General features: G+C 55.7%; 19 protein-coding genes and 1 tRNA gene. 11 read left to right on the top strand and 9 right to left on the bottom strand.

From position 1 onward, the window contains the following. Positions 1-109: 109 nt before the first annotated feature. The 3 genes from COMA1_RS15880 to COMA1_RS15870 all read right to left on the bottom strand — a co-directional run bounded on the left by COMA1_RS15880 (position 110) and on the right by COMA1_RS15870 (position 5342). Complete coding sequence (locus COMA1_RS15880; protein WP_090750317.1) at positions 110-2605, bottom strand: hypothetical protein; 2496 nt, start codon at positions 2603-2605, stop codon at positions 110-112. After that, positions 2605-3882, bottom strand: a complete 1278-nt coding sequence (locus tag COMA1_RS15875) for a hypothetical protein (RefSeq protein WP_141654372.1) — start codon at positions 3880-3882, stop codon at positions 2605-2607. The genes COMA1_RS15880 and COMA1_RS15875 overlap by 1 nt, the downstream gene beginning before the upstream one ends. 722 nt (positions 3883-4604) lie before the next feature. After that, positions 4605-5342 carry a hypothetical protein gene (locus tag COMA1_RS15870; protein ID WP_090750312.1) on the bottom strand — a complete coding sequence of 246 codons (738 nt, stop codon included), beginning with the start codon at positions 5340-5342 and terminating at the stop codon, positions 4605-4607. A 661-nt stretch (positions 5343-6003) separates the two neighbouring features. On the opposite strand from COMA1_RS15870, the gene COMA1_RS15865 reads away from it, so the two are divergent. Then, positions 6004-6210, top strand: coding sequence for a hypothetical protein (locus tag COMA1_RS15865; RefSeq protein ID WP_090750311.1), 207 nt, complete (start codon positions 6004-6006; stop codon positions 6208-6210). A 259-nt stretch (positions 6211-6469) separates the two neighbouring features. On the opposite strand, the gene COMA1_RS15860 is transcribed toward COMA1_RS15865, so the two are convergent. Both COMA1_RS15860 and COMA1_RS15855 read right to left on the bottom strand, forming a co-directional pair. Next, positions 6470-6545, bottom strand: a tRNA-Thr gene (locus tag COMA1_RS15860). Positions 6546-6776: 231 nt separating this feature from the next. Then, a complete protein-coding gene (locus COMA1_RS15855; RefSeq protein ID WP_090750309.1) occupies positions 6777-7055 on the bottom strand; it encodes a helix-turn-helix domain-containing protein in 279 nt (92 codons plus the stop codon). 770 nt (positions 7056-7825) lie between these two features. On the opposite strand from COMA1_RS15855, the gene COMA1_RS15850 reads away from it, so the two are divergent. Then, positions 7826-8158 (top strand): PDDEXK family nuclease, encoded by a 333-nt coding sequence (locus COMA1_RS15850; protein ID WP_090750307.1) that lies wholly within the window; start codon positions 7826-7828, stop codon positions 8156-8158. Between the two features lie 388 nt (positions 8159-8546). Here the strand turns inward: COMA1_RS15850 and COMA1_RS15845 are convergent, their stop codons facing one another. Next, entirely contained in the window at positions 8547-8831 is a 285-nt protein-coding gene (locus tag COMA1_RS15845) for a hypothetical protein (RefSeq protein WP_090750305.1), read from the bottom strand. Here COMA1_RS15845 and COMA1_RS15840 point away from each other — a divergent pair. From COMA1_RS15840 to COMA1_RS15820, 5 genes are all read left to right on the top strand, one after another. Continuing rightward, positions 8820-10034 carry a hypothetical protein gene (locus tag COMA1_RS15840; RefSeq protein WP_141654371.1) on the top strand — a complete coding sequence of 405 codons (1215 nt, stop codon included), beginning with the start codon at positions 8820-8822 and terminating at the stop codon, positions 10032-10034. The two genes, COMA1_RS15845 and COMA1_RS15840, sit on opposite strands and share 12 nt — an antisense overlap. Before the next feature lie 3 nt (positions 10035-10037). Beyond that, positions 10038-12086, top strand: coding sequence for a phospholipase D-like domain-containing protein (locus COMA1_RS15835; protein ID WP_090750299.1), 2049 nt, complete (start codon positions 10038-10040; stop codon positions 12084-12086). After that, a complete protein-coding gene (locus tag COMA1_RS15830; protein WP_090750298.1) occupies positions 12083-15559 on the top strand; it encodes a helicase-related protein in 3477 nt (1158 codons plus the stop codon). Before COMA1_RS15835 ends, COMA1_RS15830 begins: the two co-directional genes overlap by 4 nt. Continuing rightward, on the top strand, positions 15556-15930 hold the full coding sequence (locus tag COMA1_RS15825) for a YbjN domain-containing protein (RefSeq protein WP_090750296.1): 375 nt from the start codon (positions 15556-15558) through the stop codon (positions 15928-15930). Before COMA1_RS15830 ends, COMA1_RS15825 begins: the two co-directional genes overlap by 4 nt. Before the next feature lie 217 nt (positions 15931-16147). Next, positions 16148-16456, top strand: a complete 309-nt coding sequence (locus tag COMA1_RS15820; protein ID WP_176698113.1) for a hypothetical protein — start codon at positions 16148-16150, stop codon at positions 16454-16456. Positions 16457-16631: 175 nt separating this feature from the next. Here COMA1_RS15820 and COMA1_RS15815 read toward each other — a convergent pair whose 3' ends face one another. After that, the gene (locus COMA1_RS15815) at positions 16632-16898 is read right to left on the bottom strand and encodes a helix-turn-helix domain-containing protein (RefSeq protein WP_090750294.1); all 267 of its coding nucleotides are present in this window, start codon (positions 16896-16898) and stop codon (positions 16632-16634) included. Next, positions 16898-17179, bottom strand: coding sequence for a type II toxin-antitoxin system mRNA interferase toxin, RelE/StbE family (locus COMA1_RS15810; protein WP_090750292.1), 282 nt, complete (start codon positions 17177-17179; stop codon positions 16898-16900). Before COMA1_RS15810 ends, COMA1_RS15815 begins: the two co-directional genes overlap by 1 nt. 412 nt (positions 17180-17591) lie before the next feature. Between COMA1_RS15810 and COMA1_RS15805 the strand changes: the two genes are divergently transcribed. The 4 genes from COMA1_RS15805 (at position 17592) to COMA1_RS15790 (ending at position 24330) form a co-directional block, all read left to right on the top strand. Next, positions 17592-19043: a sigma-54-dependent transcriptional regulator gene (locus COMA1_RS15805; protein ID WP_090750290.1), complete on the top strand. Its 1452-nt coding sequence runs from the start codon at positions 17592-17594 to the stop codon at positions 19041-19043. Positions 19044-19161: 118 nt separating this feature from the next. Then, positions 19162-21336, top strand: a complete 2175-nt coding sequence (locus COMA1_RS15800) for a tetratricopeptide repeat protein (protein ID WP_141654370.1) — start codon at positions 19162-19164, stop codon at positions 21334-21336. After that, positions 21333-22631, top strand: coding sequence for a two-component system sensor histidine kinase NtrB (locus tag COMA1_RS15795; RefSeq protein WP_090750285.1), 1299 nt, complete (start codon positions 21333-21335; stop codon positions 22629-22631). Before COMA1_RS15800 ends, COMA1_RS15795 begins: the two co-directional genes overlap by 4 nt. Beyond that, the gene (locus tag COMA1_RS15790) at positions 22624-24330 is read left to right on the top strand and encodes a sigma-54-dependent transcriptional regulator (protein WP_090750283.1); all 1707 of its coding nucleotides are present in this window, start codon (positions 22624-22626) and stop codon (positions 24328-24330) included. The genes COMA1_RS15795 and COMA1_RS15790 overlap by 8 nt, the downstream gene beginning before the upstream one ends. 85 nt (positions 24331-24415) lie before the next feature. Here the strand turns inward: COMA1_RS15790 and COMA1_RS15785 are convergent, their stop codons facing one another. Further along, positions 24416-25432 (bottom strand): IS110 family RNA-guided transposase, encoded by a 1017-nt coding sequence (locus COMA1_RS15785; RefSeq protein WP_090742717.1) that lies wholly within the window; start codon positions 25430-25432, stop codon positions 24416-24418. Positions 25433-25757 lie beyond the last annotated feature (325 nt).

The raw sequence follows: 25757 nt of genomic DNA, 5'->3' as shown, positions 1-25757 counted from the left end.
TACCATTCTGGCGGATCGGGGGCAGGTCTCGCATGCGCCTCTGGTCGAAAAGCCAAGGTCTGTCGAGGGCGGCTGAAATATGCTCTCACATCACGAAAGAAGATGGCGATCAGCTAGCTAATCCCCAATCAGCCGCATCAGTTTCGTAGAGTCGAGTGGCTGGGGGGGATGACGAGGGCGCTGTATTCGAAGCCTGTGTGTCCGTACGGGTCTCTTCACGGATAGTGGTTTCCCCCTCTCGGCCCACCGATGTGGTCGTCCACGTTGCAGATTCGTGGACCATGTGTTCAGTCGCAGATTGTGTCGAGTGTTTCATTGTACGCTCAGTGACGGTATAGCGTAAGCGAAGAAGACCTCGCTCACCCTTCAGAGCTTTCTTTATGGTCGGTGCTTGATCTGCCGTCAGCATTGTATTAAAGGCCGCGGCATAGGGGGGCATACCGGAAGAGGTAGCTTTGAGAAAGGGTTTGAAGTTTCCAGAACCGTCGCTCAGCAACAGTTCGACTTCCCCAACCTCCACGAGAGCGGGCCGCAATGTCACGACATGGGCGTCGGCAAAATTCAGTTTCGAGGCAAGTTTGTTTCGCACAGTTTCAAGCTCGGGACCTTCTACCCCCCACTGTGTTGTCAATGAGATCATCACAACAGTTCCTGCCTCAATGAGCGAGATTTGCTTGCGCCCAGTGGTATCACTCGCAATTCCTGCTGCCGTTGGACGATAAAAGTATGCTCGTGGTTCGTCCGGAACCTGGGAGAGTTCGACACCATCGATAATCAGTGGTGAGGGGGTCGGCATGGGATCCTCCATTGGAGCTAGAGCAAGAAGAAGGGGTGTATCTGGATTAAGGGGGGCCGACCAGGCGCCTGCAGGTGTGTTATCGGAAACAGCCCAGCGCCAGCAGTAGCCCGCACGAAATGGCGAGAACGCCACGTATGAGAACTCGGCTTCCGGTGCAGCAGGGGTTAGTCTGACCAGGCGCCGTCGCGAGGGATCGTCCAGTCGATCTTGTGGCGCACATTCGACGAGCATTTGACGAATTCCGCTTGTGAAGGAGGCCTTCAGAAGCGCGCGCCGCGCACCGGTTCCCGGAAAGCTGAATGGGTCCAAGCGAGTTGGTCGGAGGGGGAGAACTTCCGTTTCGATCCGAACTCCGGTTGAGCGGGAAACTGCCGTGGCAATCAATTCCGGTTGTATCACGTCGCGCGGTACAAAGACGGCTAGTTCTTGGGCATTTTCATCCAGTACGCCTTTTCCCGCCCAGGATGCGGTGCCACGCGATCCACGGACACGAATTTCGATCTGTGCCTCAACAAGAAAGGAAGGGTCGGCCTCAAGGATCACGAAACTGGCTTCGAAGGCGCTGGGAGGAACAACGAGAAAGGTAGCATTGCCGTTCCCTTCATAGGTCTGGACTGGGCCTTCCAAACTCTGTGCTGTTCCACCGGCATCCAACACTGCCAGTGTGCGCCACGTGAATCGTAAAGGCTCATCAGGCGAAAGCCTAAGATCAACTGTTTGATATGCCGTTTCTGCATCAAGCTCAACGCTGGCCTGGGCGGTGTGGGGCCGTGCAGGCAGGAAGGGAGGGGCGCTAATCTCAATACCAAGAAGCAATACACCGATGCGGCGTTTCGGTAAGTTCCCCGCCACGGTGATTTGCCGCCATCCACTGTGAAAGGCTGGTGCATCAATGCGCTGGACGAGGTGCTTCTCGAAGTCGACAGCGGACAACGCACGTGCCGAGCCGAGGGGGTCGGCGGTAAGGATGAACCCCCGAGGGACGAGCACTGGCTGGTCCAGATCGAAACGTACCTCACTGCTGGGCACATCAGCTGGGGTGGCGCGCAAATAGGGACTCGATCCGACACCATTGGGCGAGAGTTCGAGCTTTCCGAATCGGGCAGCAAAACGGTCAAGTAGTGCCTGTGCGGTAGCCTTCGCGTCGTCATCAGTCACTGGCTTCGTAAAACGCAGAGGCAATGTCGTGATTCCGGCAGCCATGGCGTCGTACAGCGCCTCTCCCGAGATAGTCTCCTTGGTGCCCCAAAGGACAGCATGCAAAGTGGACGGATTGAAGGTCACCACATTAGCGACCCGCGGCGCAATGCCCTGCCGAATCACCAATACCTCGGCGAAAATCGTAGACAGGCCTCTTCTCAGCATTTCGAGGAAAAGGTCAGCATCTGCTCCTTCGAGGGAGAGGTGTAATGCCAAGTTGGTGCCGTGGGGATCAAGTCTGCGCGGAATACGTAAAGCCTCGGGCAATTTGAATGCCGCAGGTGCTGAAAAACGGACCCATCCCTCTTCGACTTCTAAGGGATTAACGCGCAAGTGGGGTGCGTTTGCCAGTAACACCTCACGCGCAGCGGTAAGATCGTAGTCCAGCCGGAAGCGGACTGCCAAGAGTCCGAATGTGCTGACCCCAGAAGCGCCGAGGTCTTGGCTGTAAAGGTCCAGGCGAAACTCCGGCGTTTTGGTGGCATCCTCAGCTACGGGCAGGCCGGACGGCGGCGATAGAAATGTTCCGGGTGTGTCGTAGGCCGCGAAGAGCAGATGACCTGCCGATCGATGTGGATTGTGCCAATCCGGATACCCTTGGAGCATCAGTTGCCTCCTTTGGGAACCGGCAAAAAGGCAGAGTTGTCCTGACGCCAGTCCGAATCAGCTATGCGACCGGATTCGTAGAAAATCGTCTGGCGGTACCAGTAGGGCGTAGTTTTGGGAGGAGTACTGGGGAACAGCTGTTCGTACAGTGAGGTTGGAACAGAGACCTGCGTATTGAGATGTGAAGCATCAAGAGTCACGGTCACGTTGTTTTGAAACTCAAGACCGATTGATGTGACCCTTTCATCCGGTGGCTGGCCTTCGGCGAATGCGGTTGGCGCCCCGCTCACGGTGATTGTTCGTGACCCGGCAGGGAGTACTGATTCGTCAATAATGTAGTCCCAGATTTTCTTATGGTCTGGTAGGCCATGGATCTGGCTGATGTCAAAAATTGCATCAATACCTCCCTCCCCCGGCAGAGACTGTGAGGGGTGGATAGTTATCTCGATACTAGCACTGGGTTGAAGCACGACCGGTGTAGAGAGGTCGAGGCCATCGATTCGACCCTGCACCTGAACGCCGGCACGCCTGAGCCAAACGGGGAGAGCCTCAATCCCGAATGGACTTTCTGTAGCGTTCTGTAATGTCGCTGTGACCGTTCCGGCAGTTGAGTTGGTCTGCTCCTTGTACAGAAAGACTTCGCCTTCCATATCGGCGAAACGGATATTCACTGGGATAAGGTCCGGTGCACTGAGATCCGTCGAGACAACCACTTGGCCACGAAACAGCGGCACATCGCGTGTGGATTTAAGTGCTGCGAAGATCTGTTGAAAATCTTTTTGAGCGACGTACTCGTGGATTGAGAATCCGTTACCGAGATCGACAAGAGAATCTGTTTTAACGGTCTGTACCAGACCTGAACGTAATACACTTAGTTCTACCTGGGCTTGCGCGGTCAGCGATTCCAGCTCCGGCTCATTGCCTGTCGTTGCGCTAGAGACAGGAATGTGAGCTCTCAGTGCAACTTTGGCGGCAAGGAGGCGTGCTCCATCGAGGTCAGGCCGTAGTTCGGCAAAAATCTCAATGAGGTCCCTCTGTTCAGGATTCTCATTCTGCACAGGGCGGATCGTCATTGCTGGAACGAATGGTGCGATTCGTGTTCGTGCAAGCTTGAAGGAGTCCGGGAGGAAAAAGAACCGGTTGGGTTTAGTTTGGTCACGAAAGTAAGAATGTTGACGGCCATTGGGACCATCGGGAGGATAGCGCAGCACAATGCGCTCGACCTCTGCTCCTCCCTGTGTTCCTGCACCTGCTGAAAATATGTATGGATGTGTCACTGGATCAAAACGTAATGCTACGGTATCGACAAGAGTGCGACTGGATGATAGGACCCTCGGTGGTGGAGGTGGAACTGGGGGGGGCGTCACCCTCGGATCAATGAAGGGGCTGGCTAGGAGGCTATAGTCCCAGCTACCGCTTTCTGCTGCTGGAGCATGCGTGCCTCCAGCCATACAAGCAGAATTCGCAACATATCGCCCATAAAACAATCCCTGACATTTGTTACACCATCGCCAATCACTCTGGCGAAATGTATTCGGAGCTACATTGTGTGGGAGGCTATAGTCCCAGCTACCACTTTCTGCTGCTGGAGCATGTGTGCCACCTGCGGGACATAGCGAGTTAGCGGCACCAGGACCATAAAATAGTCCTTGGCACTTGTTGCACCACCGCCAGTCACTCTGTCGTGATGGATCTGGCGCCGCATTGTAGGGGAGACTGTAGTTGCCACTTTGGCTCTCCAACGGCGGGGTATGTGTTCCGCCAATAGGGCACCGTGAGCTTGAGACACCGGGACCAAAAAATAGCCCTTCACACTTCTTGCACCATGCCCAGTCTTGCTGAAGGTTTAAGCCATCAAGTGGGACAGAGATGCGGACCTCAGGCGGCGGCGTGACCGGAGTGCGAGTCGGGAGTGGTTCGAAAGGCTCTTGTGGTCGAAATCGCGGGCGCACAGCCATTTGTTCCCTTCTAATCTCCTCTCGATCTCTGTCGTCAGTTCTCATGGCTGCACCCTCCTCATCGTAGAGGAAAGGATCAAAGGCTGTATTGTTGCGGTGTCGAGAGCGACGGTCTTTCGTCTTTGCACAAAGAGGTTGAAGGGAATTGGGGGTGGGCTACCTCCCCCAGGTTTGGGGGGCGTAGGAATGCAGACGTCGATCTGACGCATCACGACGAGGCGCGCCTGGGATTCATCTTTCCCGAAGGCCCGTAACACCGCGTCTCGCTCCGCAAGGGTCAGACGAAACTCGATGACCGTACCGTTCGGATCTGGTGTAACGGCAAAAGCTTGAAACTCCTTCTCCATGGTTGTCCCAGCCATGACATATCGGAGAGACCACGTGGTTTTGTGCGGAAGCGGTTGGCTTGTTCGTGCCGTTTCTGCGACTTCGGGGGCGGGGTAAGGTGCAAGACCAAATGTCATCGACCATAAACTGTCAGCTTCAAGCTTGATCGCAATTTCGTAGCGCCCTTGCGAGTCGCGTAGGCGATATCGCTGGAGGAGGAATGTTTTTGAAGGATCCTTGCCGTCTCTATAGATCACCGTATCGGTCGGCTCGGTCTGAGGACAGATAGGGAAGGGAGCTTCCGTCTCGGGTACGCTTGCAGAAGAGTTGATGAGAGTCGGATTCCATAATATAGCCGTAGTCTTTTTCGTTAATGCTTGAGGAGAGGGCGCTAGAGTTGCATTGGGCTGAAAAGTCGCTTCACTGAGGCGTAGGAAGTTAGTTTCCGGCATAGGGTGAGCTCCATTCGTTCAGGAAGTGGGGCAGCTACAAATCGTTCTGCAATTACGTTTGAGTGCGGTCTGATACGCAGATGCGCGTGTTATCAAACACGTTTTGAAATCTCATGTGGGACATGTGTGCAAGACATGTACTCAAAAACCTCACCGACAGTTCTGACATCAGCGCCGTGCTGTCAGCTCTTAATCTGAAGGGGCCGTACTCGCTGAGGTTTGTTAACGCAGTCCTGGGTGATGACGACTGCTCAGTAGTTCCTGCAGTATCGAGTTTTGTAATAGTTTGCGAGTCCTGGTGCACGAATTCTGACAATCGGCCGCATTAGAATTGAACCTGCGTACGTATCTTTTTAGATTCAGCTCTGTATCCTTTTGGATTCACTCGCCTGCAGGCCATGGTTATCTTGTGTGTGTCAGATTCAAACAAGGAAAATAGGTGTGGTCGACACGGCATATTTATTGCGGCGAGCATCATTGTTGTAGCGACGTAGCCATCGCCACAGGGCAGGGTGGTAGGAGGGGCTGGTGGCGGGATGTCTACCGCATTGCAAAATGACTGCAGGTGAGCGTGAGGCCTTGAGACTGGCGCTGAACTATTACTATCTATGTACCTCCCGGCTATATGATGTTGTGAGTGTTAACTCCTGAGCAGACGGTGATGAATGGTTTGCTCGCTATAGGAAATATTGTGGAACGGCAGACCGACATCACGATTAAAGAACTCGATGAGGGGGCCAAAAAGTTCAATTCCTTCTACTTTCAAGACCGGCTTCATTTTGCGGTAGGCTGTGCGTTCAATGTGGTTGAGGTGCAACAGCGGTTACACACCAGCAAGTCGACCCGCCCATCCAACTTATCAATGTAAAACTGGGTGTTGCTGTGATTCCGTGGATGGCACCGCATACGTATAGGTTCAACAGATCGTAAGTCTCCCTCACAGGAGCATCGATTCCTGTTGAGAGCCAGCACTGTGAAAAACAATCTTATGGCTGCGGTTGCAAAATACACCAGCATGAGATGCGGGCACGAGAAGAATGCAGGGGAATAAGAGTGGACTGCCGCGAGCACCCATTTCGTCGGCTTACGAGGAAGAGCCTGGACTCGTTGGATTGATCAGAGGATAGTGGAGCTGGCGAGAGGAATCGAACCTCCAACCTGCGGTTTACAAAACCGCTGCTCTGCCGATTGAGCTACGCCAGCATCTCAATGATTTGAAAGCGGTACACTTTTACAGACTCTCAGCCTTGAGGTCAAGTGTTCCAGTCGTGTTCTCTTCGCGACTTCGCTCAGGTAAGAACGAAGCGAGGTGACCATGCCTTCCTCCCATTGCGCCAGCATGCGGGTGCCGATGGCTTCGAAATTCGGATGGTCTTTTTGGTCTGAGAGGCGAAGGTACTGCCACGTGCGCCGAAGCCATTCCGTAGGCCAACGTCAGCGGCGTCGGTCCAGACCTTGATCATCAGGCGCCTCGTTCATCAGATCGTCGAGCCTGAGGCGGCGCGTACGGGAGTCCTGCAGGGTAAGTTCCAGCCCCAGCGCCGTCAGAATGTTGGTGATCTTCGAATAGCCGAGCTTGCCCAGTCGCGCATTCTCCAACGCCTCGAGCGTGGAGCGTGCCACTCGGGCCTTCTTCGCCAGGATGGGCTGACTCCAGCCCAGCGACTTGCGCTTTTTCGCGATCACTTCCCCTATAGAAGGCATGGTTAGCATGTGACCAACATACTAGTCATATTAGCTAAATCAAGCCAATATGAGCTGTATATTATGCAATTTAGCTCGAGTTCATCCCTACCGATGAACTCCGGTCGACGTTCGAAGGCTGGTTTACCCCTGCCATCCACTACATCATCACTGAGGAGCTACTGTTAGCCGGTGCGAGAAAGCTGGGCATTGTGGTGTACTGACTTGAGTCACTCGACGTTGACATTCGCGCCCCTCAATATTGAGACTTCATGGGACGCTTAGGTCAGAGTGTCATTGTCAATCACGCTCACACGTCGGCTAAGCCAACGATCTTGATCATATCCGTCTCGGTGTTCGCACAGCACGGGCAATAAGATGGCCCCCTGTCTGATCTCAGGAAAAACAAACTGCATGTCGAGAATCCGTAAACAACGCCGGACCGAAAGCCGGACGTTCATCCCCGTTTACCTGGTACTAAGCGCTTTGGCGATAACCATTCATAGGCATGAGGAGAAGAGCAAAGGTGGCGGATACCTTTGTTGGCGGGTTGCACGGTACGCAACGTGAGATTTAATTATAGGCCACTTATTCGGCAGCACTCTTTGCTAAATCGTTACCCTATCTCAACCGGTTTGGTGAGAACGGCGTATCCCATTGCCGAACCTTGTTGGATGTCCAAATCACCGGCGATTCAGTAATCTCCCGAAATTGTAAGAGAACCTGCAGCCTCCAAATCCACTAAAGATTTACAGCTCAAAGAAACTTGCTATTCTGCAGAGAGCAATTGCTGGAGTCGTGTGATCAGTCCTGCGAGGTTGGCATGGCACTCCATTGAAAACAACGGCATTCGTTTGCTGCAACCAGTAAAGTTCGAACAGATACACCTCAAAGAACGGGGTGATCTTCAGCGTCTCTTTCGCGACCAAACTGACATTGTTGTTGAAGATGGAATGGTGCTTGCTGAGGAGTTTGGCTCATGGGAAGATTCGTCCCGACGAATCGATTTGCTGGTTCTCGACAAGGATGCCAACCTTGTGGTTGTGGAACTCAAGCTGACCGATAGTGGCGGGCACATGGAGCTACAGGCCCTCCGTTACGCCGCAATGGTATCGACCATGACGTTCGCTTAAGCCGTCGAGGCCCATGAAGAATATCTTCATTCACGAGGCTCCTTTGCCAATGCCAAAGAGGCGATTCTAGAATTCTTAGGGTGGGAAGAGGAAGCGGAAAGACGATTTGCCGAGGTCGTCAGATTAGTCCTCGTTTCTGCTGACTTTTCTAAAGAGATCACCACCACGGCATTATGGATGAATGAGCAGGGTCTCGATATCCGTTGAGGGAAGAAAAACGGGGCAGGCTACTTTGTTTGGTGTGAACTAGGCTCCGCCTCATCTCCAAAGGCTGAGCACGACGCCGAACAGGATGCGCCGCTAGCCTCCATTCTTGACAAGGCATTCAAAGGGAATTCTGATGCGTGATGCCACCGACAAAAAGCGGCCTCGTTCGGTTGCTGAAGAGTTACTGGAAGAACTGCGCCATAAGGCTGAAGGTACGTCGATCCGTTACTGGTATCAGTTTCGCATATCCTGGGTTAGGTGTGCCAGGCACCGTAATCCCGATCAGCCATTTCTGCGAAACATGGGCCATGCCGCACTGGTCGCCGAAATGGGTCAAGCTCAAATATAAATATAAACCATAAAGCTCTCGATGCCATTTCTTACCGACCTCGATTCGCGCGCAGCCATCAAGGGCTCCCGCGATCCACTTGGCGTTCAGTCCATCTGGACCCGCATGGGCAGGCACGTTGTTGGCAACCTAACGACTGTTAGCACCTCCGTCCGGGACTTCACTGTAACGATGCTCGGCTACTACTTCGCCGAGCGCGTGGCTGAGGAGACGGCCGCCAGTGACGATCTCAACGTCTTCCTGCGGTGGGAGCAGCTATCGGCATATGCACGAGGTGGAGGGAACAACGATTGGGCGTTCCGTGGCACTGAGCGTACGAAGAACTATTGGAACTCGGCCGACCGAGTTCGGCTTGGAGCGGACTCTGGCTCTTTCATCCTTAGCGATCAGAAGACCTACGGGCTTTGGGGTCTTTATAGCGTGCCTTCTCGATCCTCAGGTCTCGTTGAGGGCAGCCCAACCCGATTGACAGCCGAGGCCAGGCAGTTCGTTGAGGAGAACTACCTCCCAGTTCTTGACGGAAAGTCGATGGCACGCGGGGAAGGGCTGGTCGATATTCTGGGTAAACGATCGGTCGAGCTGCGACCGAAAGATCGGGACCGCGTGTTATTCGGCTCCGTTGCCAAAGTGCTGCGCCGGAAGTTCAGCAGCGCCGAGCGCTCCCTGTATGTCCGACACCTGATCGAGGGAGGCCCGAAAGATTCAACTCAGGGCGGCCAGCGTCTTCTTGCCGAGGCAATGAAGACGACCTTCGACGTCAAAGACTGGCAGCTTTCTCCGGTTGTGGTGAGCCACTTGGCGAAGCAGTGTCGTGCCAAGTCTGGCGACACCGGCAGGAAAGTGGCCGACTACCTCGAGCACATCAGGCTCGCGGAGCAACTCTTGGCTCCATGCGTGAGCCTCTTTGCTTATTCCCTGAGCAGTGATAACCAGCGCCTTGATGACGTGGCCGTCACTATTCGTAAGGAGTGGGGACCCGAACTTCGGTCAGTGGATCCAAAAGCCCTCGAGGCCATCGAGCCTGAACTAATTGGCGCCTCCGGCGAGCGTGAGTCTGCTCGGCGGTGGCTGACCATTGCCGGGGATTTGGCGCAAGGAGACTATGCCAAGGTCATCACGCAGCTCATCGACCAGAACCGCGAAGTAATGGTGATGCGCGGAGGCGCGGCGCCGTGGTTGGAAATTCGAGATGGCAAGTTACATGTGAAGTTGGCCGTAGAAACCGGCTATTTGCCGACGAAGAAAGATCTGCCCACGCATTGGATCCATTCCTACTTCCTGGACTCGCTCCGAACTGTTACGAAAGAGCTTGAGGTATAGGCGATGCCGGACATTCCCCGTGCAGTCCTCTCTGAGCAGATTGAAGAACACCTCGGCGGTCGGCGCCTTTTGGCCGCGGTGTTTGTCACGTTTCGGTTCGAGCCGGAGTTCTTTGAGCAGCAAGTACTTCCGGTATTCCTCAATGTGGCGACAAGTCACTCCGAGGCGATCCGGCGTGTACAGTTGGAGGACGTACTAAAGGACGTTCGCCACCGGGTTGCGGTGTACTACGACCAGAACGGCCTAGCTCCTAATGCAGGACCAGCCCGGCAGGATGTGTCGCGAGTTCCGATCGTTCACCGCACAGGGATCTTTCATCCCAAAAACGTCTTTGCCCTCGTCGAAGAGCTGGACCCCGACAATGACGGCCACCGCGCCCAGTCGCTCGTGGTCGCATGTATGTCTGCGAACTTGACGCGTGCTGGCTGGTGGGAGAACGTCGAGGTTTGTCATATTGAGACAATTGCTCAAGGCGAAGGTACCCGTCTCAAGGAAGACCTGTTCCGCTTCCTCGAGGGTCTTGAGCGAAAGGCGGGCGATAAGGCCGCGGATGGGCACGCGTCAATCAAAGCAATCAAGAGCTTCCTGCGCACCACGGACCAACGCCTTGTGCGTTCGTCCGGCGGGCGGCTCCACACCCACTTCTTTGACGGCACCACAACCGTGCCCAAGTTCATTCGGGAGGCCACAGGCAGCGCGATCGATGGTCTCTATCTCGAAGTAATCTCGCCCTACTTCGACGCTGGCCCTGAATCGAAGCCGCTCAGCGACCTCATTGCCGAATTTGCTCCCAAGGAAGTGCGGGTGTTCCTGCCGCGGAAGGAGACCGGCGAGGCACTGTGTTCGGCCGAGCTGTTCGAATGGGTCCGATTACAGTCAGATGTCAGCTGGGGCCGGCTGCCGAAAGATGTGATTCGTGGCGGCAAGTCGGACGACGTGAAGTCCCGGACAGTGCATGCAAAGGTATACCGGTTCTTTCAAGCTAACCCGAAGCGCGAGTATCTATTCGTGGGTTCAGTCAATCTGACTGGACCCGCGCATCGCAAAGGAGGCAACCTCGAGACCGGATTTCTCGTTGAGCTAGATCCAGTTTGTCGTCCGGACTGGTGGCTGGAGGCTGACCGAACCAAACCAACGATCTACGAGCCTCGGGGCGAGGATGAAGGCGCTGCTAGTACAGCCGGTTCCAGGCTGTCGCTTCGGTACTGGTGGGATTCAAAACGTGCGGAGGCCTACTGGGACAGTGGAGAGAAGTCGCCGCGGCTTCAGATTTCGCGGGGCGGCGTACCGCTGTTTGCCGTCGACCCGATCTTAGCAAGGCAGTGGGTTCAGTTGGAGACCTCGAATGCCACCGCGATAAAGGGGACGCTTCAGTCTACGTCCATCTTCATGGTCGAAGGAGATCGTCCCGAGCCTGCTGCCGTACTTGTCCAGGAAGAGGGCATGACCCAGCGCCCGTCGCTGCTGTTCGACCTCACGCCGGCGGAGATCCTGCGTTACTGGTCGTTGCTAACGACGGAGCAGCGAGCCGCGTTCCTCGAGGCTCACGCGCCAGAGATTGCGCTGACGGGCGAAGGTGCTGACCTGGTGGCGAAGCACGAGCGTCTCGATGATCGCGACAGTTTCTTCGACCGATTTGCCGGAATCTTCATCTCGTTCGGTCAGCTTGAGCAGAGCGTGCGAGAGTCGCTGGCTGCCGGCAAGGATCGGGCTGCCGAGTATCGCATGTTTGGGCAGAAGTACGACTCACTCGGGCGCCTTCTCACGCGTATTCAAGACGATGGAGCTAAGAACACCGACAATCTGATAGAGCACTATGTGATGGCGCTCTGCGCTAGACAGATGGTCACAGAGCTGCGTAATGATTGGCCTCACTTCTTTGGTAAGCATCCTGAGGAGGCTAAGCGGCTGGAGCAACAACTTGGTATCGCAGTCGAACTGCGAGCGCGGCTGAGTGAGGGTAAGAACCGCACAATGGCCGAATTCCTTCTATGGTTCGAAGAGTGGTTTCTGAAGCGGGCAAAGCCGGTTAAGCAGGAGGCGGAGGCGTGATCAATCTCCAAGCCGCCGGGCAGCTCCTCAATTTCGGCGCCAGTATTGGCGAAGGCCGTCGAGCTGATGAACAGCTTGAGGGAGCCGTTGCTATCCACAATATTTTAGAGAAGTACAATGTAGCCTATCTTGCTGACGAAGTTGGCATGGGCAAGACCTATGTGGCTCTTGGCGCGATGGCAGTGTTCAGGCATTTCAATCCGGAGTTCCGGGTTCTGGTGATCGCGCCAAGCGAGAATATCCAGAACAAATGGATGAAGGAGCTTGGCAATTTCTGTGCGAATAATGTGCGGTTCCCTGATCTTCGCGTGAAGTCCATCCGAGGCGGGCCGGCCAGACCGATGGTGTTGTGCAGCAACCTGCACAGTTTCGTTCACGAAGTCGGTGTAGACGCGCGCCGGGACTTCTTTCTCAGGATGACGTCCTTCAGCATGGGGCTGAAGGGCGACAAGGAAGGCTGGAAGGTTCAACGTGAGCAGATTCGGTGTGAACTGCCTTGGTTGGCCGATGAGGTGTTCGTCCTCCGAAGTAAAGAGGCCTTCAAGGACAATTATGCGCGTGCGGTGTGCTGTGCCATTCCATCGTTTGACTTGGTGATTATTGACGAGGGGCACAAACTGAAGCATGGTTTCCGCGAGGGTGTCGCCGCCAGAAATCGAATGCTGGCCCTGGCGATGGGCCGAGATGTCGAGGCGGATCCCAGGTTGTTTCCCGGCTACGGTCGAAGGGCCAAGAGAGTATTGTTTCTGTCCGCCACGCCGATCGAGGAATCGTATCAGCAACTCTGGAATCAGTTGGATGTGTTCGGTATCGCTGGGCCTTACACCGAATTGAAGAAACGCGATGTCACGGACGAGTCAAAGAAGGAAACGGCCTCCCGGTTTCTTGTTCGTCGGGTGACTTCGATGCAAGTCAACGGCGCTGAGTTGACCAAGAACCAGTACCGTCGTGAGTGGCGGCAGGGCGGCGTTCTCGAGCACGACAAGGCAATCAAGGTCACGGATCCTCGGAAGCGACTTGTCGTGGCGTTAGTACAGAAGAAGGTGGCTGAACTTCTGGGGTCGGGTAAGTTCAACATGTCGTTCCAAATCGGTATGCTTGCCTCATTCGAAAGTTTTCTGCAGACCAGCAAGTTGCGACGGGACGATGAAACCAGCAACTTTGATGATCCAGACCAGGCTCGGGACCTCAGTGAAGCGGTCAAGGAAGGGCTTGACGTGCAGGATGTCAATCGCCTCGCTCAAGACTACTACAATCGTTTTCAGGAACACCTTCCACATCCCAAGATGGATGAGGTGGTTGAGGCTCTCTCAACGGCGTGGCTGACAGGCAAGAAGACACTGGTGTTTGTCCGCCGAGTTGCCTCGGTCAAGGAACTGAAACAGAAACTTGATGAGCGGTACGACAAGTGGCTCATTCCGTACCTCCGAGAGAATCTGCCGCAAGAAGTAACAGGTGCGTTCGATTCCGCTGTGGTTCGCTACCGCGCAGAAAAGAAGGCGATTGACGAGGCTCGGCAAGCTCGAATGACAGGGAGTATGGAGGCTGCTGATGATTCCGAGGATAATCGGGGAGGCACAGACACGTTTTTCGCCTGGTTCTTCCGGGGTAAGGGGCCGAAGGGGTTTGTCAGCGGTGCACGCATTGCCCAACGGTTCATTCGGTCTGGATCTGCTTACCGAAGCTTCTTCGAGAGAAATCATGTGGCCGAGGTGCTTACCGTTGAGCCGGGTCAGGTGGTGGACGGGTTGGCCTTGGCGACGGGATACTCCCGGGCGGAACTCAAGGCGGAAATTCAAAAGCGCGCGGTATGCTTTCTGAGTGCCCGGGCGACCAAGCATTCGGCATACGCCCGTTTCGTTGCGGCTCAGGCCGCCGCGCTTGAACTTCTGGGCGAGAGTAAGAGCACAAAGGCTGAGTTCGCACGACTGGTATTCGGGCAGGTTTACCTGAGCGAAGCTAAGAGGCCGGCTGCGAACCAGCCCTTGGATGTTTTGCCGAGCCTTGAGGAGCGGACTTTCTTTACCGAATTGCTCAAGCCCCAATGGCAGGCCCTGCGTATGGACCTCTGGCCGCAATCAGCGAAAGAAGAGCTACAGGATAGTTTCCAAGAGTCAGAGCTCAGGGCGAAAATGTTGGCAACGACGGCTCGGCTCGGACACGGTCTAATCGACATCTACCTGCTGACCATCGGGCGCCTGAAGACCCTCGCTCTGCGGAGTCTGGAGTCAGATGACGATGCAGGCTCGGACTTGGAGTCGCGTCGGCTTGTGGAATATCTCGAAAGGCTCGAGCAACAGAGGGTGACTTCGTTGTCCAATCGCCGATGGGCGGCGTTCGATGAGTTGCGCGAGGTGGCTTCGAACTTCCGGTTGGTGCTCGATGTCAATGTACCTGAGGTTCGGGCGAAGACGTTTAGCGAGGTGGCCAGGCTGTTTGGAACGCTGTTGGGGCAACAGCAACCCGTTGGTGGAATGTTTGGAAAAGTGAGCAAGCAGCTTGTTCAGCAATTCAGAATGCCCGGGTATCCGTTCGTGTTGGTGACCACGGACTTGTTGCAGGAAGGTGAAGACCTGCACACATTCTGTTCTTCGATTCATCACTACGGCATTTCATGGACGCCGTCGTCAATGGAGCAGCGGATTGGTCGAATTGACCGCGTGCGATCTCAGACGGATCGGCGCTTGTCGGATCTCCAACGAGCGCCTGATGGAGAGGATCTACTGCAGGTACACTTCCCGCACCTTCAGGACACCGTCGAGATCTTGCAGGTCGAACGCATACTCGAACGGATGAACGTATTTCTCCGCCTCATGCATGAGGGATTGGGCACAAACGAGTCAGAGGACAAACATATCGATGTTCAGGAGACTCTTGCCCGAGGGCGTCGGCCCGTCGAGGTCATCACGAAGAGGCTCGAATCGGCCTTTCAAATTAGAAAGGACGTATTAAAGGGAGAAGTCCAAGAGCTCGACGTAACGCCGGATTTTGCTATGACCAGCATTCAGCGGCTTGAATCATTGCGGTGGCTCATGGGGAACCTGCTGAGCATCGAGTGGTCACCAGACCTCCATTCCGGGCAGTTGCTCGGGACTATGAAGTTGAACAGTGGACGTATTCAGCCATTCACGCTCTTCCTTGATTCTCTCGGGAGCCGGTTACTGCTTCGGTGTGTCAGTCCTGTCGGCATCGTTGACTTTGTTAACATGCTCGAAGCAATCGTATCTAGTGTCGCATCGCATCGTGTGCGTCTTGGTGCAGTGGAGGAATGCGACCAAGGCTCTTACAACCTCACGGTTCAGGAGGACGTTCTGCTTGCAGAGCCCCAATATGATGCGACTCGTGCAAGGGCGCTACTTCGGCGTGTTGCTGAAGAGGCCGATCGACTCGAGCTGATTCATCTTCTGGGGCGTGACCAGTTGCTCGGTGTGTTTCGAAAGGAACTCCTTCGTGAAGGTGGAAGCCAAGAATGATTGATTGGCGCAAACTCTGCACAGGAGCGCAGGACGTTCAGATTGACGGTGAAGCCGTTGTGGTTACGCTTGGCCGTGGGCGTCAGCATCGGGTTGATGTTGCGTCAAAGGGTGAGGCTGTTGAACTACGCGCCGTTATCGCACGGCGCGCCATGGTAGATGAGCAAGACAATCCAGCGCTGGCCGCCTGGTATCGCAACCGCGCCGTTAGCCTCGTTGGGTTTCGAGTCGATGATCGAGGGCGCTTAGTGGGCGAGTCGTGGGTGCCTGGTGCCGGTCTGACCGCTGACGAGTTCTTGGTGTACTTGCGAGGCATTGCTACGGCTTGCGATTTGTTTGAGTTTCAGTTAACCGGGAAAGACAGGGAGTAGGTGCTCAATGCCGCATGGAGAGGCGGCAAAGTATGTTGTGGAGCTATCATGAACAGCAGCGATCGAATAGCTCGTCAGGCACAAGCCCGACGCGGTACTCACCACGATCCAAACTCTCAAAATCATAGAGGGTTCGAAGTACCCTCTGGTGGCTGGAACCTATAATGAAACTGCTGCACTATAAACAGAAGACCAACACGCAGATTCAGGGTCAGGCATGACTATCGACTTATTGGAATCTGGCGTGTCCACTGCCTTCAGTCCCTACGGCAGCCCTTTCAGCAATCAATCGGCGAGGAATCCCTTCGCGACTGACGCGCCATGGCTCTATGATCAGCAGGGAAACTACCGTGGCAAATTGAGCGCCAATCCGTATGATACGGACTCAACCAGCAACCCCTATGGCCGATACGGCTCGCGGTTTTCCCAAGATTCCATCAACAACCCGTACGGCGTCGGCAGCCCGTATCGTTCTGACAGTCCCACCAATTCCTACGGCCGTGGCTTGCGAATCGAAGGACAGTAATAGATCCACACACCGCTCCGCATTGATCGTCAGGCCCCGAGTGCAAGAAAAACATCCGCTGCCGTCGATCGCACGGTTAGAGAATTTGGTTCATTCTACAAAAAAAGGTAGGGTCAGCTCTGGTATCGTACTGAGGAGTTGCGAGTGGACGGAGCTGAATATTGCCGATCGGTGGTTAAGCAGCGGACTGCTTGTTCACATCCCAGCCTGGAAACACCAGGACGGCTGGGTGGCATTGCAGCACCAGCGCCAGCATCTTGGCCCGTTCGACGCCCAGATTAATGGTGTCGTTTTCGATCGCTGAGATAGTGGACTGTGGAATTTTGGTCCTGCGAGCCAGTTCGCTCTGCGTGAACCCCTGAAGTTCACGGACAATCCGAACGGATTCGCCTACCGACACCGCAGCCCGTACTTTTGCCGGACGAACGTCCTTCGTTTTCATCAGTGCCTCCGATAATCGTGCGCGGTTACGTCCATGACTACTACCAGGATTCGCTGCGCTTCAACCTTGTAGATCACTCGATACTGGGCATTTAATCGTGATGAGCGATGTCCTTCCCATTCTCCCCGAAGCTGTTCGTCATGGAACCCCTTGATGAGGCGTAAACCGGCAGGGCCTGAGATTCGTACGATGTCTTTCCACTTCTCATAACATTTCAGTAACTCGACCGGAAGGCGATCAAGGCTCTTGCTCGCTCGACGGTGTTCGTAGATCTCCCACATGGACGGCTGTACTATACCATATTAGATATAGCCCATCTCAACTCCTTGGTTTGGATCAATAGGACCAGGCTGTTGTACCCTAACGATTTACACAGGATAACAAGGACGCTGAATGCGTTACTCACTGCTCTGCATTGATCGTCAGGGCCCGGGTGAAATAATAATCCACCCCGTCGAGGGCGCAGTTAGGGAATTCAGTTGTTTCTCAATGCGTGCTTCTTGCTGCAGCTCGGGTCTGAATCACGACAGCGCATTCGCCCTCTGTTCGGATGGACGGAGGGGAGGGTGTCCCGATGTTCGATCGCCTACTGCGCATCCGGTCCTCGTCAAAGTAATTGATATCGCTTGCAATGGGTGCCTTGGGCCATTATTCTAAGCCCGCTACGCATTTCGCATTCCAAATTGTATGAGTATGAACACAGTCAACGTACTGATTGTCGACGATGATGCGGCCGTCCGGGCGATTCTGCAGGAGGTGCTCCTGCACGAGGGCTATGGCGTGTCCATGGCCGAAGACGGTCACGCGGCGATTCAGGTTGCCAAAGAGTCGGTCGTTCATATCGTGATCACGGACTTGCAGTTGCCGGATATCGATGGGTTGGAGATCATCGATCGTCTGGTCAAGCAGGATGCCAAGATCATTCCCATCATGATGACGGGGTTCGGAACAATTGAAACCGCGGTGCGGGCTATGAAGTCCGGTGCCTTTGATTTCATTACCAAACCCTTTGATCTTGAGACCGTGGCGGTCGTGGTGCGAAAGGCGGCGGAGTTTTATCGGCTGCGACAGGAAAACCATCTGCTACGGAAAGCCGTCCGTGATCAGTATCGGTTGGAGCAGTTGGTCGGCGTCAGTGAGCCGATGCAACAGGTGCTGGAGTTTGTGCAAAAGGTCGCCGACAGCGACAGTACGGTCATGATCCAAGGTGAGAGCGGCACCGGCAAAGAGTTGGTTGCCCGCATGCTCCACTTCAACAGCCTGCGGAGGGACCGCCCGCTGGTTCCGGTCAACTGCGGGGCCATTCCTGAAAACCTGCTGGAGTCCGAACTCTTTGGACACGAAAAGGGTGCCTTCACCGGCGCCACGCATTCGCGGATGGGTCGGTTTGAATTGGCGAACGGCGGGACGATCTTTCTTGATGAAATCGGCGAGATGAGTCTCCCGTTGCAAGTGAAACTCCTGCGGGTGTTGCAGGAACGGGAGTTTGAACGAGTCGGCGGCAATCGTACGATTCATGTGGATGTACGCATTATCGCGGCGACGAATCAGGATCTGGAGCTGCAGGTGGAGGAACGGCGATTTCGGAAGGATCTCTTCTATCGGCTCAATGTCATTCCCATTGTGATTCCTCCACTTCGAGAACGACGAAGTGATATCCCGTTGCTGATCGAGCACTTTCTGACTCGCTTCAATCAGAGTAAGCATACGGATGTGTCGGGCTTTTCGTCAGATGCGCTGCAGTTCTTGATCGAGTACGACTGGCCCGGCAACATTCGCGAGTTGGAGAATATGATCGAGCGATTGGTCGTTCTAAAAAAACAGGGGACGTTGGCGGTCGAAGACTTGCCTCCCAAAATCGGTCGCCGGTCGATCGCGCCTGAATTCAAGGAGCAGTTCATTCGGTTCAACGACGATGGGATCAACCTCTCGAGAGAGGTGGAGCAGTACGAAAAGCATCTCATCATGGAAGCGTTGCGCAAAGCGAATGGTGTCACCTCCAGAGCCGCGCAGTTACTCCACTTGAATCGAACGACGTTGGTTGAAAAGCTGAAACGCAAGGGGGTTGATCCTCGCTCCCATGTGGAAACCCTTCCGCTCTGGCCCCGCATATCCAGTCAAAAGATTGACGACCTTCCGACCTAGTCGATGCCAGTCCTGACGCGATTCGTGTAGATTCTCAATTCCTCGCGATAATTCTCCTGATTTTCCTCATGTTTTGGGCTGATGCGAAGGGCATGAGCCTTGCTGGTGTCTTCCCGCTGTGAATCTATGCCGTCTTCCATATGTCCGACTGATTGTCCTGCTCGTCGTCTGGACAGTCGTGCCTTCGGTGGCCATTGGACAGACACTTCCCTCCGGGAAGAGTTCCAGTAGCCCTGTCGGTAGCCGGCCGGCAGCGGTGAAAAGCCAGGCGCCGGTTGAACGACTTGCTCTGTTATTGCCGGACGATGGTCCACGGCTGGAAGGGCAGTCGACCGGGATCGATGGGTTGGCGTGGCAGGAGGGGCAGTCTGCCTACAAGAAGCAAGCGTGGGCAGAGGCGCAACGATTCTTTGCGAAGATTGTCACGGATTACCCTGAAAGCCCGCTTGTGCCGTCCGCGAAAGCGTTTCTCATTGAACTGGCTCTTCGTGAGGACTCCTCAGGCCAAGGTCGCGCGTTGGGAATCCAGGAGTACAAGAAACTCGTGCGAGACCATCCGCAGTCGGTCAATGCTCGGCGAGCAGAGTGGCGGATCGGGGATCTGTACTTTGAACAAGGCTGGTATCAAGAGGCTCAGGTCTTCTATGAGCAAGCGATGGCTCATGCGGAGAGCCGTCACTTTGACGGTCCACGCTCGTTGCTCGGTCTGGGCTATGCGTATATGGCCATGGGCAAGTGGAGCGAGGCTGAGCATGCCTTTTCAAATGTGCGCACACGGACTGAGCAAGAGCCGCTGTTGCAAGGTGCCACGTTGGGGATGGCCCATGCCTTGTATCGGCAACAGCGATACGCGGACGCGCAACCGCTCTTCGACCTCGCCTATCGACGGTGGCCTCGTCTGGTCAAAGCTGACCCACTTGCGCTTCAACGGTTCGCGGTGACGGAAATCAGGCTTCAGCATGAGGCATCCGCGAGAGAGTTGCTCCTGTTGTTATACAATTTATATCCCCGCCACGAACATACGCCTGCGGCGCTGTTGCAGCTTGCCGAGAGCCTAAGGGCCGGTGCCAACCAGCGACTCGCGGAGTTTGTGTACGCCCTCATTCCGGCGCTCTATCCCTATAGCGTGCCGGCCACGACGGCCAAGCTCCGCTTGGCGGTTCAGCAGACGGAGATGATGCAGGCCGGGGGAGTCGAGTCAATCGGCCGCACGGTCAGTGCCATGATGCACGATGTTCCGACCCCGTTCCAGAGTGCCGCATCGTATCGGTCCTTATTGGAAGACATTGCCACGCGAGAAGCGGCGAACCCAGCCGGGAGCGAGGCGCTCTTTTACCTGGCGAAGGCCGCAGAGCAGAGCAACGACATGCACCGGGCGATTGGCCTCTACCGGGATATCACTCTGAAGACGGGGCAGGTGAATGATCCCTGGGCTGCAAAAGCCGTCGACCGCCTGGCTGTACTGCTGACTCCATGGATTGAGGCAGCGATCGCATCTCAGGATGATCTGACGGTGGTCAGTCTGTTCCATCGGCAGGGAACCGTGGCGAGACAACGCTATGCGCGATCACCACTCTTGTTGCAGATTGCCGACGCGCATCGCCGGCTGGGATTCGCGGCAGAAGGCAGCAGTCTGTACCAGCAGGTGATTAAGGTCCACAACGATCCGGCGTTGATCGAGCCGGCTTTGATAGGGCTTGGGAAAATCTATCTGGATCAGCGCGACCCCGATGCGGCGCGGAAGGTGTTTGAACGATACCGTTTTCAGTTTCCGCTTGGAACCTACGAAGGGGAAGTCGTGCTGTTGCTGGTACAGGCGATGCGGCAGCAGCGAGACATGCAGGGCCTTCTGCATCTGTGCCGCACATGGCTGTTGCGCCATCCCGGTCATCGAGAGCGTCCGGCGATGTATCTTCAGCTGGCTAGGACGTTGGGAGAGCTGGACAAGCTTGAAGAGTCGGCTCTGGCCTATGAAGAAGGCTTCAAGGCCGGGGCCGTCGCGTCTTCCGAGACGCTGTTGGCGTACGCCGACACATTATCGCGGCTGAATCGCCACGAACGAGCGATCGCGGTGTATCAGTCGGTGTTGGAGAAGAAGCCTAAAGTGCGCCAAGCTGAATGGGCTCGCCTGCAAACGGCTCAGCATTGGACCGCGCTGAAGCAATACGATCGCGCCACGGTGGCTCTGGCAGAACTCGGTCGTGCGGATGATGAGATGGTAAATCGGCTCTCAGCATCGCTCAAGGGGGCTGCCCAAACGGTCCGGCAATCAGGAAAAGCGGAGGGGCTATGACCAACATGACGACAAACCCGGAGGAACGGGCCCTCTTACAGGCGGCTTTTCAGAGTTTTGACGAGGCGGCACACACGTTACAGCAATCCTATAGCGCACTCACGGCACGCGTGGAGGAGATGGATGCCGAACTCGCGCAGAGCAACGAGGCGCTTCGTCGACAGCTTGTCGACAACGAAGCCATGCGCGTGCGCTTAGATGGAATTCTTGAATCGTTGTCGACCGGGGTAGTGGTCGTGGACGAGCGTGGGATCATCACTCGTAGTAACCGCGCCGCGGAGCAGCTCCTAGGGAGGAGCGATGTGGAACTACACAGTCGTTGCATCCCGGAGGTCTTAGCGGATCGAGGGCTGACTGTTTCTGATCGTCCGCAACGCATTGGGCAGAGCGTAGTTTCCATCAGTCAGGTCCCGCTTCGAAACGACTCCGGTGAGGATTCCGGGCAGCTGGTTCTGCTTCAGGACATTACCCGGGTCTATCAACTCGAAGAACAATTGCAACGAAAGGATCGACTTGCCGCGATGGGTGAACTGATCGGTCGGATCGCGCACGAGATCCGTAATCCGTTGGGCAGTGTGGAACTTTTTGCGTCGTTGCTGCAACGCGACCTCAACGAGCATGAGCCCACGCAACGGTACGCGCAGCAGATTTCACAGGCCGTTCAGTTGATGGATGGTCTTCTGGCGAATCTGCTGCTGTACATGCGCCCGATGCACTTGACGCGATCGTGGCATCACGCGGAATCGTTACTCAACGAATCTCTGGAGTTGGCTGCGCATGCAATTGCCAAAGCGCCCGTAGACATTCGCATGGACATCAGCCGGGAGGTGCCGTCGATTTGGTGCCACGATGGGCAGTTGAAGCAGGTCGTTGTGAACTTGATCGTCAATGCCGTCCAAGCGATGCCGAACGGAGGCGAGTTAGCGATCAGTCTGTCCCCAGAGCCGCTTCAGTCGCTGGGAACATCAGCGGTGCGACTGACGGTCCGTGATTCCGGTATGGGGATCGATCCAGCGCATCGCTCTCGTTTGTTCGACCCATTTTTTACGACGAAAGACGAGGGGACCGGTCTGGGGCTCGCTATCGTACATTCCATTGTGGACGCCCACCATGGACGGATCGATATCGAGAGCACGGTGGGGCAGGGCACGGCCTGTTCAATCATCCTCCCTCATCCCTCAGTAGCCGGAGACGTAAGTCCTGAGGACGGCCCAGGTTGCGAAAGGGGTGCCGTCAAGAACGCCGAGCGAGCGGTTCGAGAGGTCGTCCTGATGGAGGATTCGTCTTATGACTGATCGTGAGAAGCAAATCCCGATGGCGGAAACCGGTGAGGAGCAGGAGCGGATTCTGGTCGTCGATGATGATCCGTCGATGCGTATCGCCTTGATGGAAACCATCAGGCGGCTTGGCTATGCCGTGCAGGGGGCGACTGATGGGACAGAGGCCTTGGAGCGAATCACGAAGTTTCGTCCATGGTTGGTCTTGACGGATTTGCGTATGCCTCGCCTGACGGGTCTCGAGCTGATCAAGGAGATGAAGGCGCGAGCCCCGCAAACGGCGATTGTCCTCATGACGGCCTACGGAACAGTTGAAACAGCCGTTGAGGCCATGAAGCTGGGGGCCAGCGAATATCTGTTGAAGCCATTTTCCATGGATGTCCTGGAGCGGGCGATTGCCAATCTCAAAGCCGGCCGTGAGGAAGGGATTGGACTGGGTCGGCCGATCCATCAGGTCGAGCACCGAGCGCTGCTCAGCCAAGACCCAGGGATGGTCAGACTCCTGAGCACGATTGAAGGAGTGGCTTCCAGTCAGGCCACCGTCCTGATTCATGGCGAAAGTGGAACGGGCAAAGAGTTGTTGGCACGGTTTATTCATTTGCGAAGTCCGCGGGCCCATCGACCGTTCATTGCGGTGAACTGTGCTGCGCTTCCTGATGGATTGCTGGAAAGTGAACTCTTCGGCCATGAGCGAGGGGCATTTACCGGTGCCGTCATCAGGAAAGTCGGGAAGTTTGAGATGGCCCATACAGGCACCTTGCTCTTGGACGAAATCAGCGAAATGAATCTGGCCCTCCAGGCGAAATTGTTGCGCGTCTTGCAGGAACGTGAGGTGGATCGGATCGGGGGGCGTGATCCGGTTCCGGTCAACATTCGCGTGATCGCCACGACGAATCGCATGCTCTATCGGGAGGTTGAGCAGGGCCGCTTTCGCGAAGATCTCTATTATCGATTAAACGTCTTCCCCGTGACGGTGCCACCGTTACGCGAGCGTGTCGTCGATATCCCCGTACTCGCGCGCCATTTTGTGAATCAATCAGCCATGAGAAATGGTCTGACTCCACCGACTCTGTCGGACAGTGCTCTGGCGCATTTACAACGCTTACCCTGGAAAGGAAATGTGCGTGAGTTGGAGAACGTGATGGAACGAGCGCTGTTGTTGGCAGGCCAAGGGCCTATTTTACCGGAACATTGTCCTCCTGAAAGGACCGAGGACGTCACGATCCCGTTGGTGCGTGCATCGCCACCGACGAATGGATCGCTGTGGGAGATGGAACGAGAGCTGATTTTCAAAACCTTGGCCCGTGTGAAAGACAATCGGACCCATGCGGCAAAAGAGTTGCCCATCTCGAAGGCTCCGGTCAAGAGGGCACAGCCGATCATGCCCTCCGTATCCTACAAACGGGGCGAGGTCTCCGACGACGTCTTCCCTCGCCATGGTGGTCGCGTGACTCCGTCGCATCCCGGTTGTCGTCGTCAGCAGTGTCAGCTCGGATTTGAGCCGCACCAGTCACCCATCAGGATCAAGGCGTGGGAGCGAGCCCCGTCGGGGATCCACTCCAGCCCCTGGCACCTCGTGCCCCAGACAACCGTCGGTTCCCGGCCGTGTCCAGCATACCTACGCACAGGACGTCTGGCTACCAGCGGGCTGGCGCCAACCCCATCATGGCTCACGGTCGAGGCGTCTCAGTCCCCACGCCAGTGGCGAGGGAGTTGAAGGGGGAAGACCGGGGCTAATCGGGAGTGCGAGGTGTGGCCTCAACCCCTTTGCGAGCTCCCAGCTCCCCCCAGCTCTGCCGCGCCTAGCCAAAAGCGCGGGACAGATCGAATGGCACCTGCGCACGGAGCATGTGATAGCAGGCCCGCGCCAATTTATGGGCCACGGCCTTCAGCGCCACAAGGGGATGCGTCCGTGCCTGCTTGCGCTGATAATACGTGCGAATCACGGCCTCATAGCGAATGGCGAAGTGCGCCGCCTCGATGAACGCCCAGCTTAAATACTTGTTGCCGTTCTTCGTGTTGCCAGCCCCTTTGCGTTTGCCGTTACTCACATGTTCGCTGCCGACACAGCGACAGTAGGAGGCGAAGTGTCCCACGGTCGCAAACCGCCGCAGGTCACCGGCTTCCAGGAGAATGGTGCCCGCCAAGATCGGCCCGATTCCGGGGACGGTCTGTAAGAGCACATAGCCCGGCTGAGTCCGCCCCGCTTCCCGAACCGTGCCCTCAATCGTGTGAATCTCGTGCTCCAGACATTGCAGCACAGCCAACGAACTGCTGACCGATTGCACATGTTCGGGAAATGGCACAAGTGCCTGAATGCCCTCTGGGGTGAGCTGTCGAAGCCGAGGGAGGGAGAGCCGATTGCCAGTCAGTCGTGTCAGCAGGCTTTGTAGGCTCAGCACGACCATGGTCTTGTGCCGAACCAACTGACTGCGCTTCCGCAACAAGTCCCGCACGGCCCGTTCCGCTTTGGGGTAAATGTACCCGGTAGGGAGCAAACCTAGCCGGAGTAAATGGGCTAACCACTGCGCATCGTGTTGATCGTCAACATGCTTGAGCCCACTATACTGCGGCAGGGCTGGTGCATGAGCGAGGTGGACCCGGTACCCTGCTTCCATGAGCCCGTCGACTAACCAGTACCAATTATAGGTGGACTCAACGACCACGCCCTGCAGCGTGGTCTGATACGGTGTTAAGGCCGTGAAGATCACGGCCAGGTCATTGCGGAGGCGTTTCTGATACAGCACTCGATCCGCTTCATCAATCACGACCAGCACACTATTCGTGGCATGGAGATCAATGCCCGCATAACACATCATCGCAACCTCCTCGGTTAAAGTGGATGAGCCCGTCGCGTTAGCAACGACTCTACTCTTCAAGAGAGGAGCCTTCGAGATGATTATCGGGTATCAGCATTCGTACCCTCCGTAACAAACTGCGGGAGTATCGGGAGGGTGAACACTCGGCCTCCAGTATGCCGGGAGGGTGACCACAATTGCCGATGGGCAAAATTGTCCCAGGCAATCACTGTGCTCAACAGAGTTCTGAAGAGGTGGGAGGGCTGAACACAAGGGATGTGGCCTAGGGCAGCACTCGTGGGTGACGTTTATACAGGGAGATCGGCACTCAGGTTGCAAGGACGAT

It is taken from the genome of Candidatus Nitrospira nitrosa, assembly GCF_001458735.1.
Lineage (GTDB): Bacteria > Nitrospirota > Nitrospiria > Nitrospirales > Nitrospiraceae > Nitrospira_D > Nitrospira_D nitrosa.
Note: the sequence above shows the minus strand (reverse complement) of the source record. Positions and strands in the feature narration are given on the sequence as shown.